A 22,397-nucleotide genomic window follows, 5' to 3' on the forward strand; every position below is an offset into this window, starting at 1 on the left:
AACACGCACAGTGATCAAAGATGAATAAACAGAGTCACGAGGAGGCAGGAGCATGCAACCAAACATAGCCATTATTAACGGACATCCCTATGCCAAGAGCTATTGCACAGCGTTATCGGAGGCCTATAAGAAGGGTGCAATCGCTAGCGGCTCGGAAGTACGCAGCATTCATATAGGCTCTTTATCTTTTGAACCGAATTTGAAATATGGCTACCATCAACGGCTGGAGTTAGAAGAGGATTTGCTTGCGGCTCAAGAGACGATCCGTTGGGCGGATCATCTGGTGTTCATATATCCGATATGGTGGGGGACGGTCCCAGCGATCTTAAAGGGGTTCATCGATCGTGTATTTCTACCAGGCTTCGCCTATCGGAATCGTCCCAATTCCATGTTCTGGGACAAATTAATGAGTGGGAAGTCTGCCCGTCTCATAGTAACCATGGACACACCTTCCTGGTACTATCGGTGGGTGTACAAACAAGCAGGGCATCATGTCATGAAACGTGGGACCTTGCAATTTTGTGGAGTCAATCCCGTCAAGATTACAGAAATAAGTCCCGTTAAGTCTTCAACGGATAAGCAGCGTGAAAAGTGGCTGCAAGATGTTGAAAAGTTAGGTTTGAAGCGTTCATAGAAATGGAAGAAGACTGAAAAAATGCAGCTTGGAAGCTGTGTTTTTCAGTCATTGCTGCCCTTATGTTCACGAATCAACCGTATTAAATTTCAAATTCCCACTATTTCTAATATTCACTTTCACATTTAATGTCACTTTCAGCCGTGGATACCAGGTATTTCTCCATTCCTTTAATTGAGCATGAGAAAGATCATTACGGAAATATTGTCCATAACCAAATAAATCAGACTGATTTTCCTGTAGTTTGGCAAGCATGGCTTTAGCCCGCTTATTCAACAAGCTTTTGAGTTCTTCACTAATCAGTTCTTTACTGGAGTTACCCTTCGTCTCCAGAAGCATGCCAATGACCTTCATATCCGTATCCACTTGCGGTATATGGCCATCCCAATGATGACGATGTTTAAAATCCACATCGAGAAGAAGTACACTGGCATGTTCCATTACTTCTACATTAGCCCCCTGGAAATTACCTTTCATAATGTTGTATATTAGCGTATCATCTGATGAAATCGTTCCAACCATGACTCCCCGGCTCATGATGGCGGAACCATCTAACTTAAACATCGTACGCTCTCCAGGTTTAATGATAGGAAGAGCATAATCTTCCGTATGTGAAAAGCCCCCTCGAAACGCTTCCCATAAATACACAATAGAAGTATTGGGGGTCCAGCCAGCCAACTTGTTGAAATAATCATAGCTCGCAGTGCCCCCCTCCGCTCCGCCTTGCTCTTTTTTGTTTAACATTTCGATCAAATCACCTCTATATACAGAAACCAGCGCTTTAGGTGCAATGTCATGAGACCTAATGGCATATTCAAGCACTTCTTTTATACCAAACTTAGCGGTTTTTTCATCAATCATCAGAAGTTTGAGGTGCAGTAAATCAATACTGCTTTCTACATTTCCACGCATCCGATCCAACGCTTCACTAATCGTGGAGGCTTCCCCCGTTATGATTCGAGGCGTCATATTAGTGGAACTAGGTTGAGGCACTCGAAGCCCCACTTTATACGTTTTTGCGTCTGTTTGACTAATAGCCATCTCTACAGGCAATATCCTTTTATTAATATCCTTATTGTCCCAACAGCCTGATAACAGGGAAATAGCTAGGAGTACTAAGACTGAACGAAATATGTATGTCATCCTTAGTTAACTCGCCTCCTTTGCAGTGCGCCAATAATCCCAATTACGACTGGAAAGACAAAGATACTATAAGCTCGGAGACCAGTATCCAGCCAGATTAGGTGTTCGGTTTCATACCAATCTGGAATCAGAAAACTAAGAAAGTAGGCAATTATTGTAATAATTACACTCAACCACCTATTGGATAAGGGAACTACGATGCTCCGAAACATCTCAGCTAAGATCCATATTAAAACCGAACTATAAACAATTAGAAAAGCAATCATAGAAGTCGTGTAAAACAGCGTCATTCTCTCGAATATGGACCAACTCATATCGATCGTATCCATCCCTGTGTGAAGAGGAAATTGGAATTGAATGACAGTCTCTTGCCCGAAAATGAGAAGGGGGATATACACGGATGCCAAATATAAAGGAAACAAGCCAGCCATCAAAAGGATGAATACCTTGCGGCTGCGCGCGACATTTCGAAAATAAGGGTGAATCATACCCAAAAATAAAAACCCAGAAAAGGCAAAAAAACTGGAATAATAAGCAGGATGCTTGAAAAAATCAAAGTTAGTGTTCCAAATTGGGGATGCATTACGTATATCGAAATTTGACATGGAGCTGATGAGTGCTGCAAAAATCCAAGGTATGAATAAAACGGAGATAATGACACTTGTTCTGAGCACAGTCTTGATGCCATACCAGGCAGCAAACAAGCTCAAGAAGATAAAACAGAGTAAGGCCCATATCGGCGTTTTTGGTAAAAATACGATGGTCATCATTTCCGAATATACCCTGGAAACTAATGCTAGAGTCGCAAGAAAATATAACATGATTGGAATTAGAAGGATTCTTGACAGCCAGGGGCCTAATACTTGTTTACAAATCTCAACGATCGTCATGTTAGGGAAAGATGACAGGCCTCTTAAATAGATCCACATCATAGTTCCTTCCAAAAGGCAGCCAATCAGTATAGCTTCCCAATGGCCTTTGCTTGTCGATTCAAATATTTTCTCAGGATAAATGAAAAATATCAGCCCGAAATGTACAGTGATGAAGGTTAGATAGACTGATATTTTATTAACCATCTTGGGGACCTTCCTTTACATTTACATTGACGTAGGCGACCTCAAATGTCGTGATAGAGGCCATATAGATGGACAGCCAGATGATTCCGCCAATCGTACCAAGAACACCAAAAATAGCACTAAAGACAAGCAAAACATATTTGGATATTCGAATAAACAGGGCATTTTGTACCCCGTTCAATGTAAAATTCGCTAAAGCGGAAGCTGCCAAAACAATAATGAATAGATTACTTACCAATTTGGCGCTTACAACAGCTTGCCCGAGAATAATACCACCCACTGTCGTTATGGAGGGACCTATACTTTTGGGAAGACGAATACTGGCTTCAATCAGCATTTCCAGAACAATTAACATAAATAAAACTTCCAATAAGGCCGAATAGGGTACCCCTTCACGGCTCTGGGCAACGGACAAGGCTAGCTGGATTCGGAGCACCTCTGGATTCACAGAGACCAAAGATACATATAGAGCAGGCAAGACCAAAGCGATAAACATGCCCATTATTCGAAGCATTCGAATGGTAATCATTGTAATCTTAGGGAAGTTACGATCGGAGTTAACGCACCAGAGATCTGTAATGATAACAGGCATAACGAAAGCGTACGGAAGCCCTTCGATAAACAGGATAACACGGCCATTTTTCAGATGGTCTGCCGCTTCTGCCGGTCGCTCAGAAGTTAGACATGGGGAAATAAGACTGAAATTCCCTTCTCCCAATACCTTGATGATTTCCTGCAAATGGCTAAATTCCTTGGCTTTATTTGCCTCCAGCTTCTTCATTAAGGATGAAAGCAGCTTATGGTTAACAGAGTCGGATAAATAAGCTAAGGTGGTTCTTTTGGGTTGTTTTGTCCCCATCATCAAAGAATTCATAGTTAGTAGTGGGGATCGTAGCTCTTCGCGGATCAACGCCATATTGGTATCCAAATCCTCATTAAATGCTCCAAAGGAAGACTCAATCACATTCTCATTTTGTGGAACATTTATCGTTCTCTTAATCGTTGATGGCACGGGCTTGATAACAAAATTTCTTATAGGGTTCTCGAGTAAATAAATAACTAAATTCCCTTCCAATAAGCTGCTCATCTGCATGTCGTAAGTAGTGTTTAATTGGCCATTCAATAGGCTTATTTGTTGAAGCCAATCATTGATCGGACTGGACTCCATCCAAGATAATAATTGGTTCGTATGTGCCAAATTAACAAATGGGCGAAAATAACAAAATACAACTTCCTGATCCAAAAGTTGCTTTTGTTCCATCACAAAATCGCTATTTGATTCGAATTGAAGTTTCAGTCTGGCCATATCCGTTGTTTCTGGCAGATTCATGTTATATCACCTGAGAGTAGGTTTCCTTAGAAAACGGAAATTTATTCCTTGTACCATGACTAAAAAAAAGGGGCTGTGGAGTGGTAGCTTGATTTACATTGATGTTTTCCAAATTATGGATTATACTCAGGTGAGTTAGTACCAGGTACTAATTTTTGGGGAGGTATTTAAATGAAGTACTTTATTATTACTGGGACATCTAGAGGTTTAGGTGAAGCACTTGCTCGTAGACTTCTATCCACTGAACATCATTTGCTGTGTATTTCCAGAAATAGGAATGTGGGCTTGATGGCTGAGAGTGAGCAGATTGATTACTTTGAATTTGATCTAAATGATATCGATCAAGTGGATAGTCTGATGAGGGATGTATGTAATAAAATCGATGAAAGTAAAGCCGAAGCCATATACCTAATCAATAATGCTGCAGTTGTAACCCCGTTATCCAGTATTGAGCATGGAAGTACTGAAGAGTTGACTACGAATGTCCATGTTAATTTGCTGGCCCCAATCCTTTTAACCTCCTTGTTCATACGGTTTTCCCAACACCTTCGGATTCCAAAACGTGTATTAAATGTTTCCTCCATGTCCTCGAAAAATCATCTTTCTGGTATGAGTGTTTATTCAGCAGCCAAAGCTGGCCTAGATGTCTTCTCAAAATGTGTTGGGAAAGAGCAAGGAGATGGTGCCTTTGCAGTTAAAGTACTATCTGTTTGGCCGGGGATGATTGACACTTCCTTACAGGAAGAAGCACGAAGTGCCAATAAAAATGTTTTTGCCGCCTCTGAACTATTTAATAGGGTAAAGGATAAAGGGATGCTCGCCTCACCTGCGACTATTGCCGAGAAGTTAGTGGATTTATTACTTAGTGACCAATTTGCCCAAGGTATTGTCGTTGAAGAGCTTTGAAAATCCAAAATGAAAGAAGATGTAAATTTGGAAATTACCTCTCGCCGTAAGAAGCTTCTAGCTGTTTATGCTGTCGTTATCATCATTTTTTGCTTTCTTGCCGTTCCTGTTGATTATTTCCAAATATCGAATAGTCCGTTTCCTTTTCCTGAAAAACAAGGTTATGTACAAAGTACAACTTTACACAGATGTGTAAACGAATGTTTCAACATTTCGTCGGGAATTATCATTATAATCCAATATTTTCTTTCACTTTGCTCCAATAATAACTCAATGCATTAACAAATGTTTAAAAAACCACGATGTAGTAAGAGAATGGTAGTAAATCAATGAATCGTATGATTGTAAGCGAATTATTGAGTGAATGTGGTGGTTGGAGTTATATTTTTAAGTTTTTTCAATCCTTTACTATGCTGCAAGAAGAGAGTAGTATTCAACTCGTACGTTATAGTTGAATATTTCGCTTAATTTTCTTATTAGAAAAGCGGGGGAACCACAAGTTTCATGGGGTGAGTAAAGGTGCTTAAGTGTATGGCACCATTTAGGGCAGATTCTCGCGGCCCGAACCCGACAGCTAACCTCGTAAGCGACCGTGGGAAGGAGAACATGTGTATAAACACAAGGTCTATCCTTGTGTTTTTTTGCGTCCTAAAACGCAAGTTTATGTCAGATATTAGGTTTAATTGGGGGAACTAGCACGAATGACAAGCGACTCATTGAAAAAAATTATGTTTGGCAAACCGCTTAAATCCAGCGAAATTGAATCTGAAAAAATGCAGGTTTGGAAAGGACTGCCGATCCTATCCTCGGATGCCTTATCGTCAGTTGCCTACGGGACTGAGCAGATTCTTTTAGAACTCGCGACTGTTGGGATTGCCGCTTTTGCGTTCTCTTTGCCCATTGCGATATCCATTATCGCTCTCATTATGCTGCTAGTTTTGAGCTATAGACAAGTGATAGAGGCCTATCCGCAAGGTGGCGGAGCCTATATGGTTTCCAAAGAAAACCTAGGTATGGTGTGGGGGAGGCTGACTGGGGTTTCGCTGCTTATTGACTACACACTCACCGTTGCCGTTTCGATCTCTGCCGGTGTGCAGGCGATTACTTCAGCTTTTCCCTCGGCGGTGCCATATATTGTTCCGATTACTTTAGTTCTTGTGTGGATCATGGTTTGGCTTAATTTGCGAGGAACTTCGGAATCAGGTACGATTTTCGCTATTCCAACGTACTTTTTTATTCTTTGTATTTTGCTGCTAGTGGGCAAAGGCATATACGATATGCTGACGGGATCCATTAATACGCATCCCATTGCATTTGCTCCGAGTTCAATGACGAGCTCATTAACGTTATTCGTCCTTTTAAAAGCATTTTCCTCCGGGTGTTCAGCCGTGACAGGAATCGAGGCCATCTCCGATGCCGTGCCGCATTTCCGCTCACCGTCCGTGCAGAACGCGAAGCGCACGTTAGTATCCTTAGGGACACTTTTGGCTATCGTGTTTGGAGGCGTAACGGTGTTAGCTTTGGGTTATGGTATTGTACCTGATCCTAATGGCCATACATCCGTATTATCGATGGTGACAGAGCAGGCTTTTGGTCGTGGGGCGATGTACTACGCAACTCAAATTGGTACCATGCTCATTCTGGTTTTGGCTGCTAATACTAGCTTCAACGGGTTTCCAATCTTAGCATCCATTATGGCACAGGATAAAAACTTCCCGCGTATGTTCTCATTCCGAGGAGACCGACTTTCGTTTCATTATGGTATTATCACACTTGGTGTGCTTGCCAGTATTCTTCTGATTGGTTTCAAAGGTAAGACCGATGCACTCATTCCTCTATATGCGATAGGCGTGTTTTTATCTTTTACACTTGCGCAAGGCGGCTTGGTTCGTAAATGGTTGAGAGAGCGAGTGAAAGGTTGGATCGGAAAGCTGCTCATCAATGGTTTAGGCGGGATCGTTTCTCTAGCTGTTTTACTTATATTTTCTATAACTAAATTTACCGAAGGTGCATGGATTGTTATTATTATAACCCCGCTGCTGCTTTGGTTAATTACGAAAATTAGTCATCACTACGATGATGTAGCGAAGCAATTGCGTATTGATATAACGATTGAGCGGGTTTGCACGAAGGAACCTTTGATTATTGTGCCTGTGGCGGGCATTCATCGGGTTGTGGCACAGTCCTTGAACTATGCGAAATCGTTGTCGCCAAACGTGATTGCCTTCTACGTATCATTCTCAGATGAAGATGAAGAATTGATGCAGGAGAAGTGGGATAAGTGGGATCCCGGCGTTCGATTGGTTGTTTTTAAATCACGTTATCGGACGATACTGAAGCCTCTGGCTGAATTTATTGAGAGAATTGACACGCATGTTTCGGAAAAACAAAACATTATGGTCATTTTACCGCAATTTATGCCGAAAAAATGGTGGCATCGACTGCTCCATAACCAGTCTGCTGCACGTATTCGTTCGAAGCTGCAAGCGGATAAAGATATCGTCGTGGCGACGGTACCGTATCATTTGCACGAATAGAAGTGGTACAATAAAGGGGAGAAACTGAACTGAGGTGAACCCATTATGGCTAAGAAAAAATGGTCGTCTACTCCTGCTGTAACCAGCGTGCAAGATAAACCTGCAACACTTAAGGATTTACTGCGTCCGGAAATACTTGAGGGACTCAAAGCGCAGGCTGATGCCATGAAAGCAGAGGAACAAGCGAAGAAAGATGCAGAGAGAGCGAAGGCGGAAGCTGCTCGCAAAGCAGAAGAAAAGCGGCTTGAGAATGATTTTGGACATCTGCTCAGTAAGAGCAGTCTGGATTGGCGTAAGCACAAATGAGGGAGCGCACAGTGTGCCTCCTTTTCTTTCTTTTCGCAATGATAGCGCTGTCATCCTGTGAGGTGGGCAATAGAGAGGCAGCTCAAGGGACTGCTGAGGTAAGTGGTGCACCGGTAGCGACAACAATACCACCACCAATTTCAACACCAATAGAAACACCAATAGAAACACCAATGACAACAAATATATCAAAAGAAATATCAAAAGAGACACCAATACCAACAGCAATAGAAACACCAAAAGAGACCACGGCGGTATCTGCAACAGCCCCAACAGCAATGGATACACTGACGATTCCATCGTCGGAGCCAAGCGACCCAAGTTCATTGGCTATTCCGGCTTTTTTGTCTTTGGAAAAGACCTTGATCGAGCGTTACGGAAACGCTAAACCAAAGAAATGGGGCGAAAATGTCCCTGGTGTTCGGACACATCTTACTACGAAGGAACAAGTGATTGCGCTGACTTTTGACGCATGTGGGGGGAAGGAGGGCAGTGGGTACGATGAGAAATTGATCAACTATTTGATCAAGGAGAACATCCCGGCTACCTTATTTATCAATGCGAGATGGATAACGGCCAATAAGGACATATTTGCCAAATTAGCCGCAAACCCACTGTTTGAGATTGAAAATCATGGGACAGAGCATAGACCCTTGTCCGTAAATGGCAAGTTGGCGTATGGCATCGCGGGAACCAAGAATGTGAATGAAGTTATTCATGAAGTGAAAGACAATGCTGACCAGATCGAGAAGCTGACTGGAAGGCGTCCTTTATTTTTTCGCTCGGGCACAGCCTATTATGATGATATTGCAGCAGGAGTTGTTCATGATTTAGGCTTTCAGTTGGCTGGTTACAATGTACTCGGCGACGCTGGAGCGACTTATAACACGGAGCAGGTCTACAAAGCGCTGCTAAAAGCACGAAACGGTTCCATCGTACTAGCTCATATGAATCACCCAGAGAAAGATACGGCAGAAGGTATTATGAAAGCTATTCCTGAGCTTCAAAAAGCGGGCTACCGCTTCGTTCTTTTAACTTCCTATACATTAAACTAAGCGATAGCTGCAACAGCTATCGTTTTTTCATTTCAAAAAATTCACAAACCTCTCGATCATAATACGTCAAATCACTAACACGAGTTTGTACGACAACCGTTTTTTCACTGAAACGCAATACAACCGCATTCGAATCTACAATGTGATCATCCTTGAAAACACGGACGACAGCCTGTCTTTCAACAGCATCTTGAAAATCTGTATCCGTTACTAAGCGTTCATTTCTAGCCATCCTCGGCATTCCCCTAACTTGGTTAAAATAGTTCTTCTATTGTACCACAAGGTGTCGCTCAACCCGAATTCACACGAACTCCTCCGCCCAGCCTAGCATACAATGTAGCACCAAATGCTGTATGGGCAGAGAGGATGCGTGATCTAGGGTGGACATTCAATTATTGCCGATTCATTGGGTCTATTTAGTATTTATCGGTTTTATTCTTACCCTTTTAATCAAGCGCAGAGATACAACGATGATTTGCGTGGTTGGTATTTTCGCGCTTGGCTTGCTGGCAACGGAAACATTGAGCGGCTCCGTTTCCGGTATTTTCAACAGCTTCATTTATGCGACCAAAGAGCTGATGGGTACCATCATGATCATCTCTATAATTGTAGCAATGAGCCGCGTGCTCATTCGAACAGGCATTAATGAAACCATGATCGCTCCGCTAACCCGCTTTCTGCGAACGCCTGCTTTAGCTTTCTGGGGTATCGGTATCATTATGATGGTGACGTCATGGTTTTTCTGGCCGTCTCCCGGTGTTGCGCTCATTGGTGCTGTTCTGTTGCCTGTGGCCGTCCGCGTTGGTCTACCAGCGCTAGGTGCGGCTATGGCAATGAACTTATTCGGACATGGGATTGCGCTTTCGGGGGATTACATTATACAGGGAGCTCCTAAATTAACAGCAGATGCAGCTGGATTACCAGTGACTGCCGTCATGGAGGCAAGCATTCCGCTGGTTATCGTGATGGGGCTTGTCACGACGATCACCGCTTTTTGGATGATGCGGCGGGACATGAAGAACGGGACGTGGCGAAATGGCCTCGTGGCGAGTGGTCCAGGGGATAGCGGTTCACTTATTTCGGCTACTTGGCAGGCCAAGGTCAATTTAGCGCCACGTCTGAAAAAGACTTTGGCAATTATGATTCCTCTACTCTTCGCCTTAGACGTAATTGCGATGTTCGTGCTTGATCTGCAAGGGGGAGATGCGACAGCGCTCGTTGGGGGCACCGCCGTATTCATTCTCATTGCGGTGACGCTGCTCGCGCATCGGAATCAAGGACTAGAACAAACGACCTCCTACCTCATCGAAGGTTTTGTATTCGGTTTCAAAGTATTCGGCCCCGTGATCCCGATCGCCGCTTTCTTCTACCTAGGCGACTCCGCGTTCGCGGAGCTGTTTGGCAAAGTACTTCCGCAAGGCTCGCACGGGATCGTGAACGATCTGGGTGTGGCACTCGCGGGGCAAGTGCCGCTGAACGGCGCGGTCGGTGCCGTGACGCTTACCGTCGTAGGCGCCATAACGGGCCTCGACGGCTCCGGCTTCTCCGGAATCTCCCTCGCGGGCTCGATTGCGCAGCTCTTCGCAACCGCCATTGGCTCCGGCGCGGCTGTGCTCACAGCGCTCGGCCAAGTGGCCGCCATCTGGGTCGGCGGCGGCACGTTGATTCCGTGGGCGCTGATTCCAGCAGCAGCCATCTGCGGCGTGAGTCCGTTCGAGCTGGCGCGACGGAATCTGCTGCCTGTGCTCATCGGCCTCGCGGTGACGACGGTCGTGGCGATGTTTTTGGTGTAGGGTGTAACATTTAACCCGTTACATCTGTGGAAGTGTCCATGGGGTGTGGCGGGTCTTTATGGTTTGGGTGGTACCCAAACCACCCAAACCGTCAAAACTATCAAAACCATCAAAACCCGTCAACCCCATCAACCCCGTCAAAACTGTCAAACTCACCCGGCATTAGCACTTTTGAAGCAAAATTGTATGTCTGTAAACAAGAAGATGTAAAAAGTGCAGCAAAATACAGTAATTTTCCGCTTTGAGTAATAATAATGTATTTTGTGCATTTGAGGAGCCGAAAAGCGAGCCGAAAGCGCCTTTGTGGCGCTCTCAGGCGGCGTTGAGGTTTGTTGTAGAGCTGAGAGCGCCGAAACGGCGCTTAAAGCTGTAGGCTTAGAGGGTTTTGTGCATTTGAGGAGCCGAAGAGCGAGCCGAAAGCGCCTTTGAGGTTTGTTGTAGAGCTGAGAGCGCCGAAACGGCGCTTAAAGCTGTAGGTTTAGAGGTTTTTGTGCGTTTGAGGAGCCGAAAAGCGAGCCGAAAGCGCCTTTTTGGCGCTCTCAGGCGGTGGTGAGGTTTGTTATAGCGCTGAGAGCGCCGAAAGGGCGCTTAAAGCTGTAGGTTTTGAAGTTTTGTGAGTTTGGTGGCGGATAGCGGCGCCTGAGAGAACTTGTATGGGACGAGTTTGCAGCAACTTTGATCTGGCCCCCAAATCTTTCTTGGGATGTCTAATTCAGCGATATCGCAAGACAAGCGCAGGAAGTATCGCCAATTTCCTATACAATGAACGGAAAACGTACGGGATCGGAGTTGCCTATTGCCCACTTTAAGCAGTAAGCTTACATACAGTGAACTCGAATGGAAGTTGGAATTGAGAAATAGGAAGTTGGAGATGAGATAGATGGAAGCCAAGTTTTGTATGACCTGCGGAGCCGCTATGGAGTCGCGCGATGTGGATGGCACGATAAGAAGAGCTTGTACGGAGTGCAGCTTTGTTCATTGGGGTAATTATAGCATCGGTGTAGGCGCACTCGTGATGAAGGATGAGAAGATGCTGCTTGTACGCAGGGCTCAGGAGCCAGGGAAAGGCCGATGGACCAACCCGGGCGGTTATATTGAGCAGCATGAGCTGATCCAAGATACGATTGAGCGCGAAGTGATGGAGGAAAGCGGAGTTAAAGCGGTTGTAACCCGCCTTGTAGCCGTGCGTGATTTGCCTAGAAGCATACATAATGTATACATTGCTTTTGAAATGGATTACATAAGCGGTGAGCCTCAGCCAGACGGCGTGGAGGTCGATGCAGCAGGGTTTTATAGTTTGGCCGAGATGGAATCGATGAATGTGGCAGATTTTACACGCTGGCTCATTGATGTTGCCCTGCATTCCGAAACGACCGGACTAGTTGAAGATAAAGATCCAATCATCAAAATGGATGGATACGGATTGTACCGTGCACCTAAAATATGACCAAGGCGATCCAGCTTCGGGGACATCACTTAATTTGTCTGCTAGGATACAGAGGAATGGGTTATTCGAAAGAGTTTTGCGAAAATATGACGAACGTCTACGAGGAATTGCGTCAAAAGCCCGAAACGATGATCCGCATTGTTCTTGGACCTGATGATCTTTGCGCAGCTTTCCCGAAGGATCAAGAAGCGCATTGTGAAAATAGGACGGTCTATCAGCGCGATGCAGAAATCGTCACCAAGCTTGGCTTGCAAGTGGAGATGGAGCTAAGCTGGTCGGAAATTTGTGGGCAAGTGGCTGATCGTGTGAGACCGGACGACATTGGTCACCTATGTGCCACATGCCGTTGGGAGCCTTACGGTGTTTGTGCGGAAGGTGTACGATTGATCGGGGAGGGTGGCGACTTGCCGCCCGTCATTACCAAATAAGAGGGCTTGCGTGTAGACGCAGCCCTCTTATTTTTATACAAAAACACTTACATCCGAGCCGCTTTCCAGCTTCTCCGCAGGAGAAGACAATACATTTGCAACCATGAGCAAATCATCTACAGGTCGAAGGATGGATCTGAGGAGTCTGCTGTCTTTCATCTCTGGCTGCAGCCACATCTCGCCCTGATCTTGGTCGAGTATCGCAGGCATTCTGCGTTGATAAGGAGAGACGAGTGAGTTCGCTTCTGTCATCAGCATCATACACGTACGAAGCTCCTCTTCACCAGATGGAGCCCGCCAGACATCATACAGTCCCGCGATGCCAAAGGTGCCGCTGCGCATTTTGAACTTAATCCACTCTGTCTCTTTTCCCTCTGTCACGCTAATATAAAATCCACTGCAAGGAATAATACAGCGCTGCTTTCTGACGATACGCTCGAAGACTACATTGGTGAAGATTGAATCGCGGTCCCCGCATACGGCATCTTTTGCCCAGAACGGCATCAGACCCCAACGGAATTCATCAAGGATGCGCTCTCCCTTTTTGTTCATCATCACAGCGGAAACAGACTCTGTCGGCCGCACCTCATAACGATTGGAGCTATACGATAGCAGCCGATCAATGCGGAATTGTTTAACCAGTTCGTTGACATCAGCAAGAATAGATATGGAATGACACATTTTTTTTACCACCTCATTTGGTTTTGGCTATTATTTGCCTAATTAACCAAATACATGTATGAGGCCTATCTTTTTATTAACCTGTATTAACCCTGCTTCCTCACCTTACACAATCAACAGCTTCTGCATCGTTTCGGAAGAGGCGACTCATTTCATGAGGGTTTTCGTTTGGTAAGTAATGACATGGTAATCGGCAGCCAAAAAAAGCTAGAAGCTTTAGGGCTCCTAGCTGAAACAACCTATTCGGAAATATGCGAATGAATGCGATTTTTCCCATTTCTCTTGGCGGTATACAAACATTCATCAACAAGCTGGAACCAGGCTTTTTTCATCGTATTGCGATTATAGCTAGCGAGTCCGATACTCATCGTTAACGGTTGATCCGGCATCTCAGGAATTTCGGTATTCCGGATGACATCCATTAATTTTTCGCAAATATGTAAAACTTCCTCGTGTGATTTGCCTGCAAACAGAACGGCGAATTCCTCACCACCATATCGAAAAGACATATCGTCAGGGCCGAGCACGTCTTTCAGAATGGAGCCAATCGTTTTGAGAACCATGTCACCGACCCAATGCCCGTAGGTATCATTAATCCTTTTGAAATTATCGATATCGATAAGAGCAAGCTCAAGCGGTGTATCATGGGGCATATGTGAAATCAGATGATCGGTATGTTCTTGAAAAGAACGATGATTAAACAGCTCGGTGAGCGCATCCACTTTGGAGAGTCGATCAATCATCACATTTCGAATAAGGAGATCCTGTTCGCGGACGACCGAATCTTTTAACTCTGTAATGAGAACTAGCCCTTTATTCATGATTGCAAAGCACACAAGCGCGGTTAAGGTGATGACTGTAATGGATACGATCACATCAGAGGGCGTTAGGGCATACCTTTGATATACCTGGCAAACTAGTATTGAAATTAAATATATAATGCCTAAACTATAAGCGTAAATAATATATTTCTTTTGGAAATAGACAGAGGCTAAAATAATAGGGATACTAATTAATTCGTAGCTGCTCATCAGCTCGGGAATACAGATAATAAAGATACTAACCATGGTCATGGTCCATGTAGTCATGATAAAATCGCTGTATCGTTTCAGAAAGTGAATAGCCAAATAACCGGCTCCCATTAAGATGAGCTGTAGACAAGTCGTAATGATTTGAACATGCAGGAACCTGTTAAACCATTGCGGAGGCTGATCATACAAATTAAAGAAGAATCCAAGGATAGCAACTACTCCATAGATGAATAGGATCCACCATAAAATATGTATAAGTTTTCGATTCCATATATGATCATTAGCCGGAAGTTGTTCCATGTAAAGGAGGCCACTTTCCTTTCGGGTTAGCAATTATTGGAAAAACATTTTGTGCCTTATCAAATCATTGTAAAGAATAACACCCCTTTTAGGCAAGCTGTTTACGAAGGGGAGGGTTGTATTTTTTTGTAAATATAGATCAGGGTTATCAGGAGGGGCTATGACAGCTCAAGGTTACGTACATGCATGGGAACATTATAAGGATGAGCTTACCTTGTTGGATAAAAAGCTTGAGCTTTTATATAAGCGTCGTCAAAAGCTAACGCCCGATCCGCAAACGGATTCGTTTCGCGGGATGTTCGTGTCCGAAGATGAGTTCATCCGTCTCATAGGCGGGAAAAATAAAAATGAGGAGCTTGATGGGGAAGAACTCGGGCTCTTGGCTAGTATTCGGAATTCGGAGGCGTTCATTGCCCTGCGACGTGAAGAAAGCCGCAAGGCAGGTGTGTTCTTGCCTCTGTCGTATGTATCTTCTGTGTTTGGGTTGTCCCTCGTAGAAGAGCGGTTCGTTATGCTAGGGCTCGCGGTAGAACTGGATCGCAAATATGAACGCATCTTCGGCTTTCTGCAAGATGATCTAACCAGCAAAACGCCTAATATTAGTCTGGCGCTGCAAATTGCTTGCAGCAGCCCTGAGGATATGCGGGCAGCACGGACGACATTCATGGCGCCTGAGGGTAAACTGGCGCGCTATGCGCTTCACCGCGAAGCGCAGGAAATTAGCGGCCAGACGTTATTGTCTAGGCCGCTGCTTCTCGATAAGCGAATCATCTCATTCATGCTGGATTCCGGTGAAATGGACCCGAAGCTGAAGCCGGCAGTCCGGATGGTTTACCCAGATGACGAGCTGGCCCCTCTGCTCGTCCATGAGGATTTTCAGCAGCGGCTGCGGGGCTTCATCCAAGCTGCGTTCCAGGCTCCGACGGCTGAGCGCAAACGGCTCGCCTTCCACTTGTGGGGGAATGCGGGCGCAGGCAAGAAGCTGCAGGTGGAGCACCTCAGCAGCCATTTCAATAAGCCGCTGCTGCTTGTTGATCTTGCTGATGTGCTTCTGCACGCAGCGAGTTTTGAAGAGCAGCTGAGCGCGATTGTTCGTGAAGCGATCCTGCACCAAGCCGTGCTGTGCTTTACACGGCTGGAGGCGCTCTATCCGGAGGAGCCGGATCTTGCGGCGCAGCGGCGACTCGGGTGGTTTCACGAGCTGCTGGAAGGCTACGGCGGCATGGTGTTTCTGCTGGCCGGGCGGTTCAACCGGCTAACGTGGAAGCCCAAGGAGCGGCTGCTCCTTGAGCACGAACTGCATGTGCCGGACGAAGGCGGGCGTGAGCGCCTTTGGGCGGCATTCGCGCGCGAGCTCAGCGTGAGCGCGGACGTGGACTGGCGGGTGATGAGCGGGAAATTCCGCTTCACCCCAGGGCAAATTCGCCGCGCGCTGACGCTGGCGCGCGGGTACTCCGCCTGGCAGCGTGAGACGCAGGCTGCTGTGGAGGGTTTCGGCGACGTGGCTGCGTCGAATACGCTGCGGGCCGATGCGCTCTACAAGGCGTGCTACCAGCAGGTGCAGCACAAGCTCGAGCGCAAGGCGACGCGCATTGAGCCTCGCTATGGGTGGGGGGATGTGATCCTCCCGCCTGAGCAGAAGGATCAGCTCCGCAATGCGTGCAATCAAGTGAAATACCGTGGCGTTGTCTACGGCGACTGGGGGTTCGAGAAGAAGCTGGCCTACGGCAAGGGGCTAAGTATGCTGTTTGCCGGTCCACCGGGTACGGGGAAGACGATGTCTGCACAGGTTGTCGCCGGTGAGCTTCAGCTGGAGCTATACAAGGTCGACCTCTCGCAGGTGATCAGCAAATATATTGGCGAGACCGAGAAGAATTTGCACGAAATCTTCGAGGAAGCGCAGCTCAGCAATGCGGTATTGTTCTTCGACGAAACCGATGCGCTATTCGGAAAGCGTTCGGAAGTCAAAGATTCGCATGATAAATATGCGAACATCGAAACCGCCTACCTGCTTCAGAAGATGGAGGAGTATCAAGGAATCACGGTGCTGGCAACGAATCTATTAAATAATATTGATGAAGCCTTCCTCAGGCGAATCAATTACGTCATTAAATTTCCGTTTCCGGATAGTGAATATCGTGAAAAGATTTGGCATTCCATGTTTCCATCTGCCGCCCCGCTTAGCGGTGATGTCGATTTCAAATATTTAGCTCAGCGCTATGAGATCGCCGGGGGGAATATCAAGAACGTCGTCCTTTCTTCGGCATTCCTAGCTGCTGAGGCTGGCGAACCCATCCGGATGCAGCATATTATCAAGTCGATTCGGCATGAGCTGCAGAAATCAGGTAAAATCCTTGCCCGCCAGGAGTGGGAAGAGTACTAATAATAGCTCCGAGAGACATATCGGAATTCATTGGACCGGATAGCCCGATCCCCCGAGTGCATCTTTCCTGTCTGGCACTGCATAACGATGATAAACATCGTTATGTATCCCTATTTATCAATGAAGCCCTCGCTAATGATGAAAAGCATCCTTAAGGTGAGAGCTTTTGAGTTTTGGCGCGAATTTTTTTGTCTGAAATGATGAAAAACACCGTTATAGCGACTAGTCTCTCACTATTCTCAAACTTAACGATGATAAACATCGTAAACGCTCAGCACAAGCTAGCCACCCAAATTGTTGACCAGCAGAATTATAAATAAATAATTTTTATCCCTATAGTCATCCTAGTAAATTGCAATTATAATAGAAAAAGATACACAATATGACATAATCCTTACCATCTTCATTACATTACATAGGTATTTTGAGGCAGGAAGTGACTCCTATTGGCGATTATTCTGTAATTGCAGATGTAAGCGCATCTTTAATCAAGCTTCTCAGAGAAAATATGACACCTGATCCCATTCCTCAACCAGAGATGATTGGGCTTGCTTCGCCTGTCGATAAAGGGGATTTCTACTTATCTCTTTATTTGTACAGCGTCCGCGAAAGCGGCGATAATCGTCGTACCCACATGATTGCCAGAGGGACGAATGAAATTCAGTATCCGCCTATGGTTGTAGATCTTAGCTACATGCTGACGGTACAATCACCAGCAGAGCTGCAATCCAGAGCGCTGGATGAGCATAGGATACTAGGAAGAGCGATGCAAGTGCTCTACGATCATTCTATACTTCGAGGTTCTATGACCCTCGGAACTCTAGCAGAGCAAGATGAAGAAGTGCGCATTGTCATGGAGCCTCTTAAAGGAGAAAGCATCCTGAATATGTGGAACTTTGCTGATACCCCTTACAGACTCTCTGTTAGCTATTCAGTTGGGCCAATAAATATCGATTCAACCCGCATCAAGACAACCAAAAGAGTTTCGGAAACCGATTTTCGTATACAGGGTTAGGGGGCTTAGGTTGTGGATCACATTCGCGTATCGCAATTGAAAACCCGCGTATCTTTGGTTGTATGCGTCATCGATGCAATTACCTCACAAACTCCTCTTGGCAACACGACCACTGTTTATCTGGAAGGCACCCGTTCGAAAGCAATTCGTAAATCGAATGGTTCCTATATATTCAACGATTTACCGCCCGGTGATTACCGTCTTATAGTAAGCAACGAGCACTATTTTCAGGAACAAACTCTCATCACAGTAGGAACCGGTAATTTTATAGAGGTTGTTCAGTTAAAGCCGCTGCCTTCTTATCCTTTTTCGCAAGGAACAGGACTTATCCGAGTCATGCTGCAGGATGCAGCCGGAGCTCCTTTGAGGGATGCCCAGCTGCAAGCGATGATACTATCGGAAGAGTGTGCCCGCGCTCGAATTATGGCAGATCAAGCCGACAAGGGAGCACTTGAAGTAACACTGGGTTCGTTTACAGGTGTTATCGCAGTTGGAGATTCTTACTTGCTTCGAGGACGCGGATCTAAAGCTGCCGAAGAGCAAATTCGAATTGCCCAGGTATTGGAGCATCAAAAGCGTTTTCGTCTAGAGAAAAAGCTGACTAAAGTATTCACTCGTGGTGCACTGCTGCTGCCCATCCAAGAAAGCCGAGTTACAGAAAAAGGAGAGGCTGTTGTAGCTTTTCGTGGCAATCGGATTCCGTCCTTTCAGACAGAGTTGGCTATTACATACGGCGAAGATCGGCGGCATATTATGAAGGAAGTAATAGTAGCAGAAGGAACAACGACGAACCTTGGCATCATTCGGCTCACTTAACCCTAATTAGTAGAATGGACACGTCCATCTTCTATACAAAAATGACAAGCAGAAAGGAGAGAACTGGTTTCATGTCTGTGGCCGTATTGATTTGCAAGAAGTGCCATCTGACTGAACTGGGGAACAATGGCTGACTATTTATCACCTGGAGTCTATGTGGAAGAGTTTGACAGCGGGGCGCAACCGCTTGAAGGTGCAAGCACAAGTACGGCCGGGTTTATAGGGCTTGCGCAAAGAGGGGAAATTGAAGGTGTCCCTCAACTGGTTACGAGCGTAGCTGATTTCCATCGTTTATTCGGCAGCTACTTGTCCGAGAATGAATTCGGTGAGTATCGTTTCCTTTCTTATGCGGTTGAGCATTTCTATTTAAACGGAGGTTCTCGCTGTTATGTCATGCGTGTAGCGCCAACTGACGCTAAGGTAGCAACGAACAAAGCGGCAACGAACAAAGAATCTGCGATTCTGGAGATTGCTTCCAAGAACCCAGGGACATGGGGTAACCAAGTTCGTATCGTGGTTGTTCCGTCAAGTAAAGCTAAGACGCAAATCTATGAAGTGCTGAGCGAGACCCAATATCGCGTGAAAAATAATGCTGGTTTCAATGTCGGCGATGTTGTTGCCTTCGAAGCCGCTGGCCAGAAGCAGTACAACAAAGTCGTTTCTTCCCAAGACAACATTATTGAGCTTGCTGAAGCGCTTGATGGGGATGTTGTGGATAGCGGTCTGCTTCCATCCAAAGTGTTAACAACTAGCGAATTCACGTTGCATGTATTCTACGGCGATGAAGCAGAGACTTATGAGAAAGTGTCCCTAAATATCTCTGCAGCGAACCACATTGAGAAAATTGTTTCCCGTTCGAACATCATTACGGTGAAAGATTTGACAGATGGTAAGGATCTGGGTGCTGTTGCTCCGTTCGAAGTGCTCTCAGGTGAGAGTGAAACGGTTGGCAAATTCCAAATCGCATTGTCTGGCGGAAGCAACGGTTCAATCGCGCAAGTGACTCCTGATATCTTCATGGGTGTAGACCGTGGACCTGGTAAACGTACAGGTATCCAGTCTTTCATCGACAACGATGTTGTTAGCATCATCGCGATTCCGGGCGTAACTGAGCCTACGGTTCAATTATCTCTTGTAGCACATTGCGAAAACTTGGGCAGCCGTTTTGCCGTTCTTGATATTCCACGAGAGAAAACAAAAGTAGCCGATGTAATGACGCACCGTAACATCTTTGACAGCAGTTACGCAGCGATGTACAATCCGTGGCTTCAAGTGTTCGATCCATTAGACAAAAGAAATATATACATACCGCCATCTGGCTCTGTTATTGGTATCTACTCCCGTTCCGACCAAACGCGTGGCGTTCAAAAAGCGCCTGCTAATGAAGTCGTTCGTGGCGCAGTGGGTCTTGATTGCCAATATAACAAAGGCGAGCAAGATATCCTGAACCCACAAGGCGTCAACTTGATTCGTGCTTTTGCCGGACAAGGTATTCGTGTATGGGGTGCTCGTACAACGTCGTCGAACGGTTTATGGAAATATGTGAACGTGAGACGTTTGTTCATCTTCATTGAAGAGTCCATCAAGAATGGCACGAACTGGGTCGTATTCGAACCGAATGATGAACAGCTTTGGGCTCGTGTACAACGAACCATTGATGCGTTCTTAACTCGTGTCTGGAGAGACGGTGCCTTAATGGGCGGAAGTCCTTCCGAGGCGTTCTATATCAATATCGGACGCAGCACAATGACGCAGGATGACATCGACAACGGTCGACTTATCTGTGTGATCGGGGTAGCTCCGGTCAAACCTGCCGAGTTCGTCATCTTCCGTATTACTCAGAAAACAAGAGAAGAATAGTCGAAACGTTAGATATTTCTCATATTAGGAAAGGGGTATTATATGGCTGGCGAACGTAGGGATCCATACCGCAATTTTAGATTTAGAATTGAAGTAGAAGGTATTCAGCAAGCTGGTTTCAGCGAAATCTCTGGATTTGACGCATCCCTGTCGGTAATTGAATACCGCGAAGGAAACGAAACCATTACGCCTCGGAAGCTTCCGGGACTTGCGAAATATGGCAACATCTCACTAAAGTGGGGTGTTACTGACTCCATGGACATGTATAACTGGATGTCGGAGTCGATTCAGGGGAAAGTTTCCCGCAAAACGGTCACGATCATCGCAATCAACGAAGAAGGCGCAGACGTAGCGACTTGGCAGGTTATTGAAGCATGGCCGTCCAAGTACTCTGCTCCAAGCTTCAAAGGTACAGGCAATGAAATTGCCATTGAGAGCCTAGAGCTTGCCCACGAAGGCATGACACGCACGAAGTAATGCAGCACTAGAGTAGGCGCCGGAGCACGAAGTCTCCGGTTCCTAACTCTTCTTTTTTTCAGGCGCTAAGCTAGTTTGCTTACGCAGTAAGTTTTCTTTGATAATGCTAAGGGGGTAACATCATGGCTTTCAAAACGGAATATGAATTCGAGCTGCCTAGAGGATATGTGGATGACAACGGTACGCTGCACAAGAGAGGCGTTATGCGGTTAGCAACAGCTGCGGATGAAATCCTACCCATGCGTGACCAACGCGTCCAGCAAAATCCGGGCTATTTAACGATCATCTTACTTACTCGTGTGATTACCAACCTAGGTGATCTGCGTGCGATTGATACACGTGTGGTTGAGAAGTTCTTCACGGCCGATCTAGCCTTCTTGCAAAACTTTTATCGTCAAATTAATGAAATGGAAGTGCCAAGAGTACACACTAGCTGTCCGAAATGTGAGCATGAGTTTGATGTGGATGTGTCTTTTTTGGACGAGATGGCGGGGGCATAACGGGTTATCCCATTGACAAGATCTATGAGGAAGCGGGCTTTATTGCTTACTACTTTCATTGGACACATGATGAAATCATGTCAATGGAGCACCGGGAGCGCCGAACGTGGTGTGAGGAAATATCCCGCATCAACCGCAATCTGAACGACGATGGTAAAAAGCAGCCTGACAATCCGTTTGATGTGTTCGGTAAGAGGTGAGTAACAAGTGAAACAGTCCAAATTGCATAACGTAGGTGGCGCATTCCGGTTCGAGGTAGAGCTGGACGGACTCATTGTCGGCGGTTTTTCTGAAGTAACTGGCATGAAGTCTGAAACGGAAGTTAAGCCCTTGTGGGAAGGCGGCGTGAACACGCACCCCCACTATATGATCGAACATACGAAGTATCCCAATATTGTGCTAAAAAGAGGCATCACCACTTCCAGCGAGCTCTGGGAATGGTACAATGGTGTCGCCCAAGGCAAAATAAAGCGTAAAAATGGCTCCATTATTTTACACAACCAGGCAGGCACGGAGATGTGCCGATGGAATTTTTTTAGTGCTTTTCCGGTGAAATGGAACGGACCTGATTTGAATGCCAGCAGCGGTAATGTAGCTATCGAGTCGATCGAGCTGGTGCATGCCGGTTTGAAAACTATTTTCAAAAAATAAGTGTGCTCAGTAAATGCTTACGATGCTA

At 45.8% G+C, this 22,397-nt stretch carries 23 protein-coding genes and 1 riboswitch; of the genes, 16 read left to right on the plus strand and 7 right to left on the minus strand.

From position 1 onward, the window contains the following. The first annotated feature begins 52 nt into the window (after positions 1 to 52). Positions 53 to 634, plus strand: coding sequence for an NAD(P)H-dependent oxidoreductase (locus QFZ77_RS07945; protein ID WP_307438273.1), 582 nt, complete (start codon positions 53 to 55; stop codon positions 632 to 634). 66 nt (positions 635 to 700) lie between these two features. Here the strand turns inward: QFZ77_RS07945 and QFZ77_RS07950 are convergent, their stop codons facing one another. From QFZ77_RS07950 to QFZ77_RS07960, 3 genes are read right to left on the minus strand one after another with little or no spacing between them, the layout of a single operon-like run. Then, the gene (locus QFZ77_RS07950; protein ID WP_307438275.1) at positions 701 to 1,777 is read right to left on the minus strand and encodes a Ger(x)C family spore germination protein; all 1,077 of its coding nucleotides are present in this window, start codon (positions 1,775 to 1,777) and stop codon (positions 701 to 703) included. Positions 1,778 to 1,779: 2 nt separating this feature from the next. Next, positions 1,780 to 2,853 (minus strand): GerAB/ArcD/ProY family transporter, encoded by a 1,074-nt coding sequence (locus tag QFZ77_RS07955; protein WP_307438277.1) that lies wholly within the window; start codon positions 2,851 to 2,853, stop codon positions 1,780 to 1,782. Next, positions 2,846 to 4,183 (minus strand): spore germination protein, encoded by a 1,338-nt coding sequence (locus QFZ77_RS07960; protein ID WP_307438278.1) that lies wholly within the window; start codon positions 4,181 to 4,183, stop codon positions 2,846 to 2,848. The genes QFZ77_RS07955 and QFZ77_RS07960 overlap by 8 nt, the downstream gene beginning before the upstream one ends. Positions 4,184 to 4,354: 171 nt before the next feature. Here QFZ77_RS07960 and QFZ77_RS07965 point away from each other — a divergent pair, with 171 nt between their 5' ends. From QFZ77_RS07965 to QFZ77_RS07975, 3 genes are all read left to right on the plus strand, one after another. After that, positions 4,355 to 5,089: a (S)-benzoin forming benzil reductase gene (locus QFZ77_RS07965; RefSeq protein WP_307438280.1), complete on the plus strand. Its 735-nt coding sequence runs from the start codon at positions 4,355 to 4,357 to the stop codon at positions 5,087 to 5,089. A 451-nt stretch (positions 5,090 to 5,540) separates the two neighbouring features. Then, positions 5,541 to 5,693, plus strand: a riboswitch (cyclic di-AMP (ydaO/yuaA leader). Positions 5,694 to 5,790: 97 nt separating this feature from the next. After that, positions 5,791 to 7,626: an APC family permease gene (locus tag QFZ77_RS07970; protein WP_307438282.1), complete on the plus strand. Its 1,836-nt coding sequence runs from the start codon at positions 5,791 to 5,793 to the stop codon at positions 7,624 to 7,626. A gap of 45 nt (positions 7,627 to 7,671) precedes the next feature. Further along, positions 7,672 to 7,932, plus strand: coding sequence for a YqkE family protein (locus tag QFZ77_RS07975; RefSeq protein WP_057304082.1), 261 nt, complete (start codon positions 7,672 to 7,674; stop codon positions 7,930 to 7,932). A gap of 82 nt (positions 7,933 to 8,014) precedes the next feature. Here QFZ77_RS07975 and QFZ77_RS07980 read toward each other — a convergent pair whose 3' ends face one another. Continuing rightward, positions 8,015 to 8,182, minus strand: a complete 168-nt coding sequence (locus tag QFZ77_RS07980; RefSeq protein WP_307438285.1) for a hypothetical protein — start codon at positions 8,180 to 8,182, stop codon at positions 8,015 to 8,017. Between the two features lie 28 nt (positions 8,183 to 8,210). On the opposite strand from QFZ77_RS07980, the gene QFZ77_RS07985 reads away from it, so the two are divergent. Beyond that, on the plus strand, positions 8,211 to 8,987 hold the full coding sequence (locus QFZ77_RS07985; protein ID WP_307438287.1) for a polysaccharide deacetylase family protein: 777 nt from the start codon (positions 8,211 to 8,213) through the stop codon (positions 8,985 to 8,987). A gap of 16 nt (positions 8,988 to 9,003) precedes the next feature. On the opposite strand, the gene QFZ77_RS07990 is transcribed toward QFZ77_RS07985, so the two are convergent. Next, complete coding sequence (locus QFZ77_RS07990; RefSeq protein ID WP_307438289.1) at positions 9,004 to 9,219, minus strand: hypothetical protein; 216 nt, start codon at positions 9,217 to 9,219, stop codon at positions 9,004 to 9,006. A gap of 148 nt (positions 9,220 to 9,367) precedes the next feature. Between QFZ77_RS07990 and QFZ77_RS07995 the strand changes: the two genes are divergently transcribed. The 3 genes from QFZ77_RS07995 (at position 9,368) to QFZ77_RS08005 (ending at position 12,655) form a co-directional block, all read left to right on the plus strand. Next, positions 9,368 to 10,780 carry a hypothetical protein gene (locus QFZ77_RS07995; protein WP_307438291.1) on the plus strand — a complete coding sequence of 471 codons (1,413 nt, stop codon included), beginning with the start codon at positions 9,368 to 9,370 and terminating at the stop codon, positions 10,778 to 10,780. A gap of 880 nt (positions 10,781 to 11,660) precedes the next feature. Then, entirely contained in the window at positions 11,661 to 12,227 is a 567-nt protein-coding gene (locus QFZ77_RS08000) for an NUDIX domain-containing protein (protein WP_307438292.1), read from the plus strand. Positions 12,228 to 12,283: 56 nt separating this feature from the next. After that, entirely contained in the window at positions 12,284 to 12,655 is a 372-nt protein-coding gene (locus QFZ77_RS08005; protein WP_307438293.1) for a DUF1284 domain-containing protein, read from the plus strand. 33 nt (positions 12,656 to 12,688) lie between these two features. On the opposite strand, the gene QFZ77_RS08010 is transcribed toward QFZ77_RS08005, so the two are convergent. Together QFZ77_RS08010 and QFZ77_RS08015 are read right to left on the minus strand one after the other, a co-directional pair. Next, entirely contained in the window at positions 12,689 to 13,336 is a 648-nt protein-coding gene (locus QFZ77_RS08010; RefSeq protein WP_307438295.1) for an SOS response-associated peptidase, read from the minus strand. Positions 13,337 to 13,575: 239 nt separating this feature from the next. Further along, a complete protein-coding gene (locus tag QFZ77_RS08015; protein ID WP_307438297.1) occupies positions 13,576 to 14,667 on the minus strand; it encodes a GGDEF domain-containing protein in 1,092 nt (363 codons plus the stop codon). Between the two features lie 160 nt (positions 14,668 to 14,827). Here QFZ77_RS08015 and QFZ77_RS08020 point away from each other — a divergent pair, with 160 nt between their 5' ends. The 8 genes from QFZ77_RS08020 to QFZ77_RS08055 all read left to right on the plus strand — a co-directional run bounded on the left by QFZ77_RS08020 (position 14,828) and on the right by QFZ77_RS08055 (position 22,369). Next, positions 14,828 to 17,050, plus strand: coding sequence for an ATP-binding protein (locus tag QFZ77_RS08020; protein ID WP_307438298.1), 2,223 nt, complete (start codon positions 14,828 to 14,830; stop codon positions 17,048 to 17,050). A gap of 436 nt (positions 17,051 to 17,486) precedes the next feature. After that, positions 17,487 to 18,065: a Pvc16 family protein gene (locus QFZ77_RS08025; RefSeq protein ID WP_307438300.1), complete on the plus strand. Its 579-nt coding sequence runs from the start codon at positions 17,487 to 17,489 to the stop codon at positions 18,063 to 18,065. 12 nt (positions 18,066 to 18,077) lie between these two features. Continuing rightward, positions 18,078 to 18,881 (plus strand): peptidase associated/transthyretin-like domain-containing protein, encoded by an 804-nt coding sequence (locus tag QFZ77_RS08030; protein WP_307438302.1) that lies wholly within the window; start codon positions 18,078 to 18,080, stop codon positions 18,879 to 18,881. A gap of 126 nt (positions 18,882 to 19,007) precedes the next feature. Continuing rightward, the gene (locus QFZ77_RS08035) at positions 19,008 to 20,741 is read left to right on the plus strand and encodes a phage tail sheath family protein (protein ID WP_171694288.1); all 1,734 of its coding nucleotides are present in this window, start codon (positions 19,008 to 19,010) and stop codon (positions 20,739 to 20,741) included. Positions 20,742 to 20,783: 42 nt separating this feature from the next. Beyond that, a complete protein-coding gene (locus tag QFZ77_RS08040; protein WP_057304094.1) occupies positions 20,784 to 21,218 on the plus strand; it encodes a phage tail protein in 435 nt (144 codons plus the stop codon). A gap of 122 nt (positions 21,219 to 21,340) precedes the next feature. Then, the gene (locus QFZ77_RS08045; protein WP_057304095.1) at positions 21,341 to 21,718 is read left to right on the plus strand and encodes a hypothetical protein; all 378 of its coding nucleotides are present in this window, start codon (positions 21,341 to 21,343) and stop codon (positions 21,716 to 21,718) included. Positions 21,719 to 21,738: 20 nt separating this feature from the next. Next, entirely contained in the window at positions 21,739 to 21,918 is a 180-nt protein-coding gene (locus tag QFZ77_RS08050) for a DUF6760 family protein (protein ID WP_307449325.1), read from the plus strand. Between the two features lie 7 nt (positions 21,919 to 21,925). Beyond that, positions 21,926 to 22,369, plus strand: a complete 444-nt coding sequence (locus tag QFZ77_RS08055; RefSeq protein ID WP_307438307.1) for a phage tail protein — start codon at positions 21,926 to 21,928, stop codon at positions 22,367 to 22,369. Positions 22,370 to 22,397: the final 28 nt, after the last annotated feature.

It is taken from the genome of Paenibacillus sp. V4I3 (assembly GCF_030817215.1).
Classification (GTDB): domain Bacteria; phylum Bacillota; class Bacilli; order Paenibacillales; family NBRC-103111; genus Paenibacillus_E.

Coding starts and splice junctions, on each gene's coding strand:
- QFZ77_RS07945 (WP_307438273.1), top strand. CDS start 53: ATGCAACCAAACATAGCCATTATTAACGGACATCCCTATGCCAAGAGC.
- QFZ77_RS07950 (WP_307438275.1), bottom strand. CDS start 1,777: ATGACATACATATTTCGTTCAGTCTTAGTACTCCTAGCTATTTCCCTG.
- QFZ77_RS07955 (WP_307438277.1), bottom strand. CDS start 2,853: ATGGTTAATAAAATATCAGTCTATCTAACCTTCATCACTGTACATTTC.
- QFZ77_RS07960 (WP_307438278.1), bottom strand. CDS start 4,183: ATGAATCTGCCAGAAACAACGGATATGGCCAGACTGAAACTTCAATTC.
- QFZ77_RS07965 (WP_307438280.1), top strand. CDS start 4,355: ATGAAGTACTTTATTATTACTGGGACATCTAGAGGTTTAGGTGAAGCA.
- QFZ77_RS07970 (WP_307438282.1), top strand. CDS start 5,791: ATGACAAGCGACTCATTGAAAAAAATTATGTTTGGCAAACCGCTTAAA.
- QFZ77_RS07975 (WP_057304082.1), top strand. CDS start 7,672: ATGGCTAAGAAAAAATGGTCGTCTACTCCTGCTGTAACCAGCGTGCAA.
- QFZ77_RS07985 (WP_307438287.1), top strand. CDS start 8,211: ATGGATACACTGACGATTCCATCGTCGGAGCCAAGCGACCCAAGTTCA.
- QFZ77_RS07990 (WP_307438289.1), bottom strand. CDS start 9,219: ATGGCTAGAAATGAACGCTTAGTAACGGATACAGATTTTCAAGATGCT.
- QFZ77_RS08000 (WP_307438292.1), top strand. CDS start 11,661: ATGGAAGCCAAGTTTTGTATGACCTGCGGAGCCGCTATGGAGTCGCGC.
- QFZ77_RS08005 (WP_307438293.1), top strand. CDS start 12,284: ATGGGTTATTCGAAAGAGTTTTGCGAAAATATGACGAACGTCTACGAG.
- QFZ77_RS08010 (WP_307438295.1), bottom strand. CDS start 13,336: ATGTGTCATTCCATATCTATTCTTGCTGATGTCAACGAACTGGTTAAA.
- QFZ77_RS08015 (WP_307438297.1), bottom strand. CDS start 14,667: ATGGAACAACTTCCGGCTAATGATCATATATGGAATCGAAAACTTATA.
- QFZ77_RS08020 (WP_307438298.1), top strand. CDS start 14,828: ATGACAGCTCAAGGTTACGTACATGCATGGGAACATTATAAGGATGAG.
- QFZ77_RS08035 (WP_171694288.1), top strand. CDS start 19,008: ATGGCTGACTATTTATCACCTGGAGTCTATGTGGAAGAGTTTGACAGC.
- QFZ77_RS08040 (WP_057304094.1), top strand. CDS start 20,784: ATGGCTGGCGAACGTAGGGATCCATACCGCAATTTTAGATTTAGAATT.
- QFZ77_RS08045 (WP_057304095.1), top strand. CDS start 21,341: ATGGCTTTCAAAACGGAATATGAATTCGAGCTGCCTAGAGGATATGTG.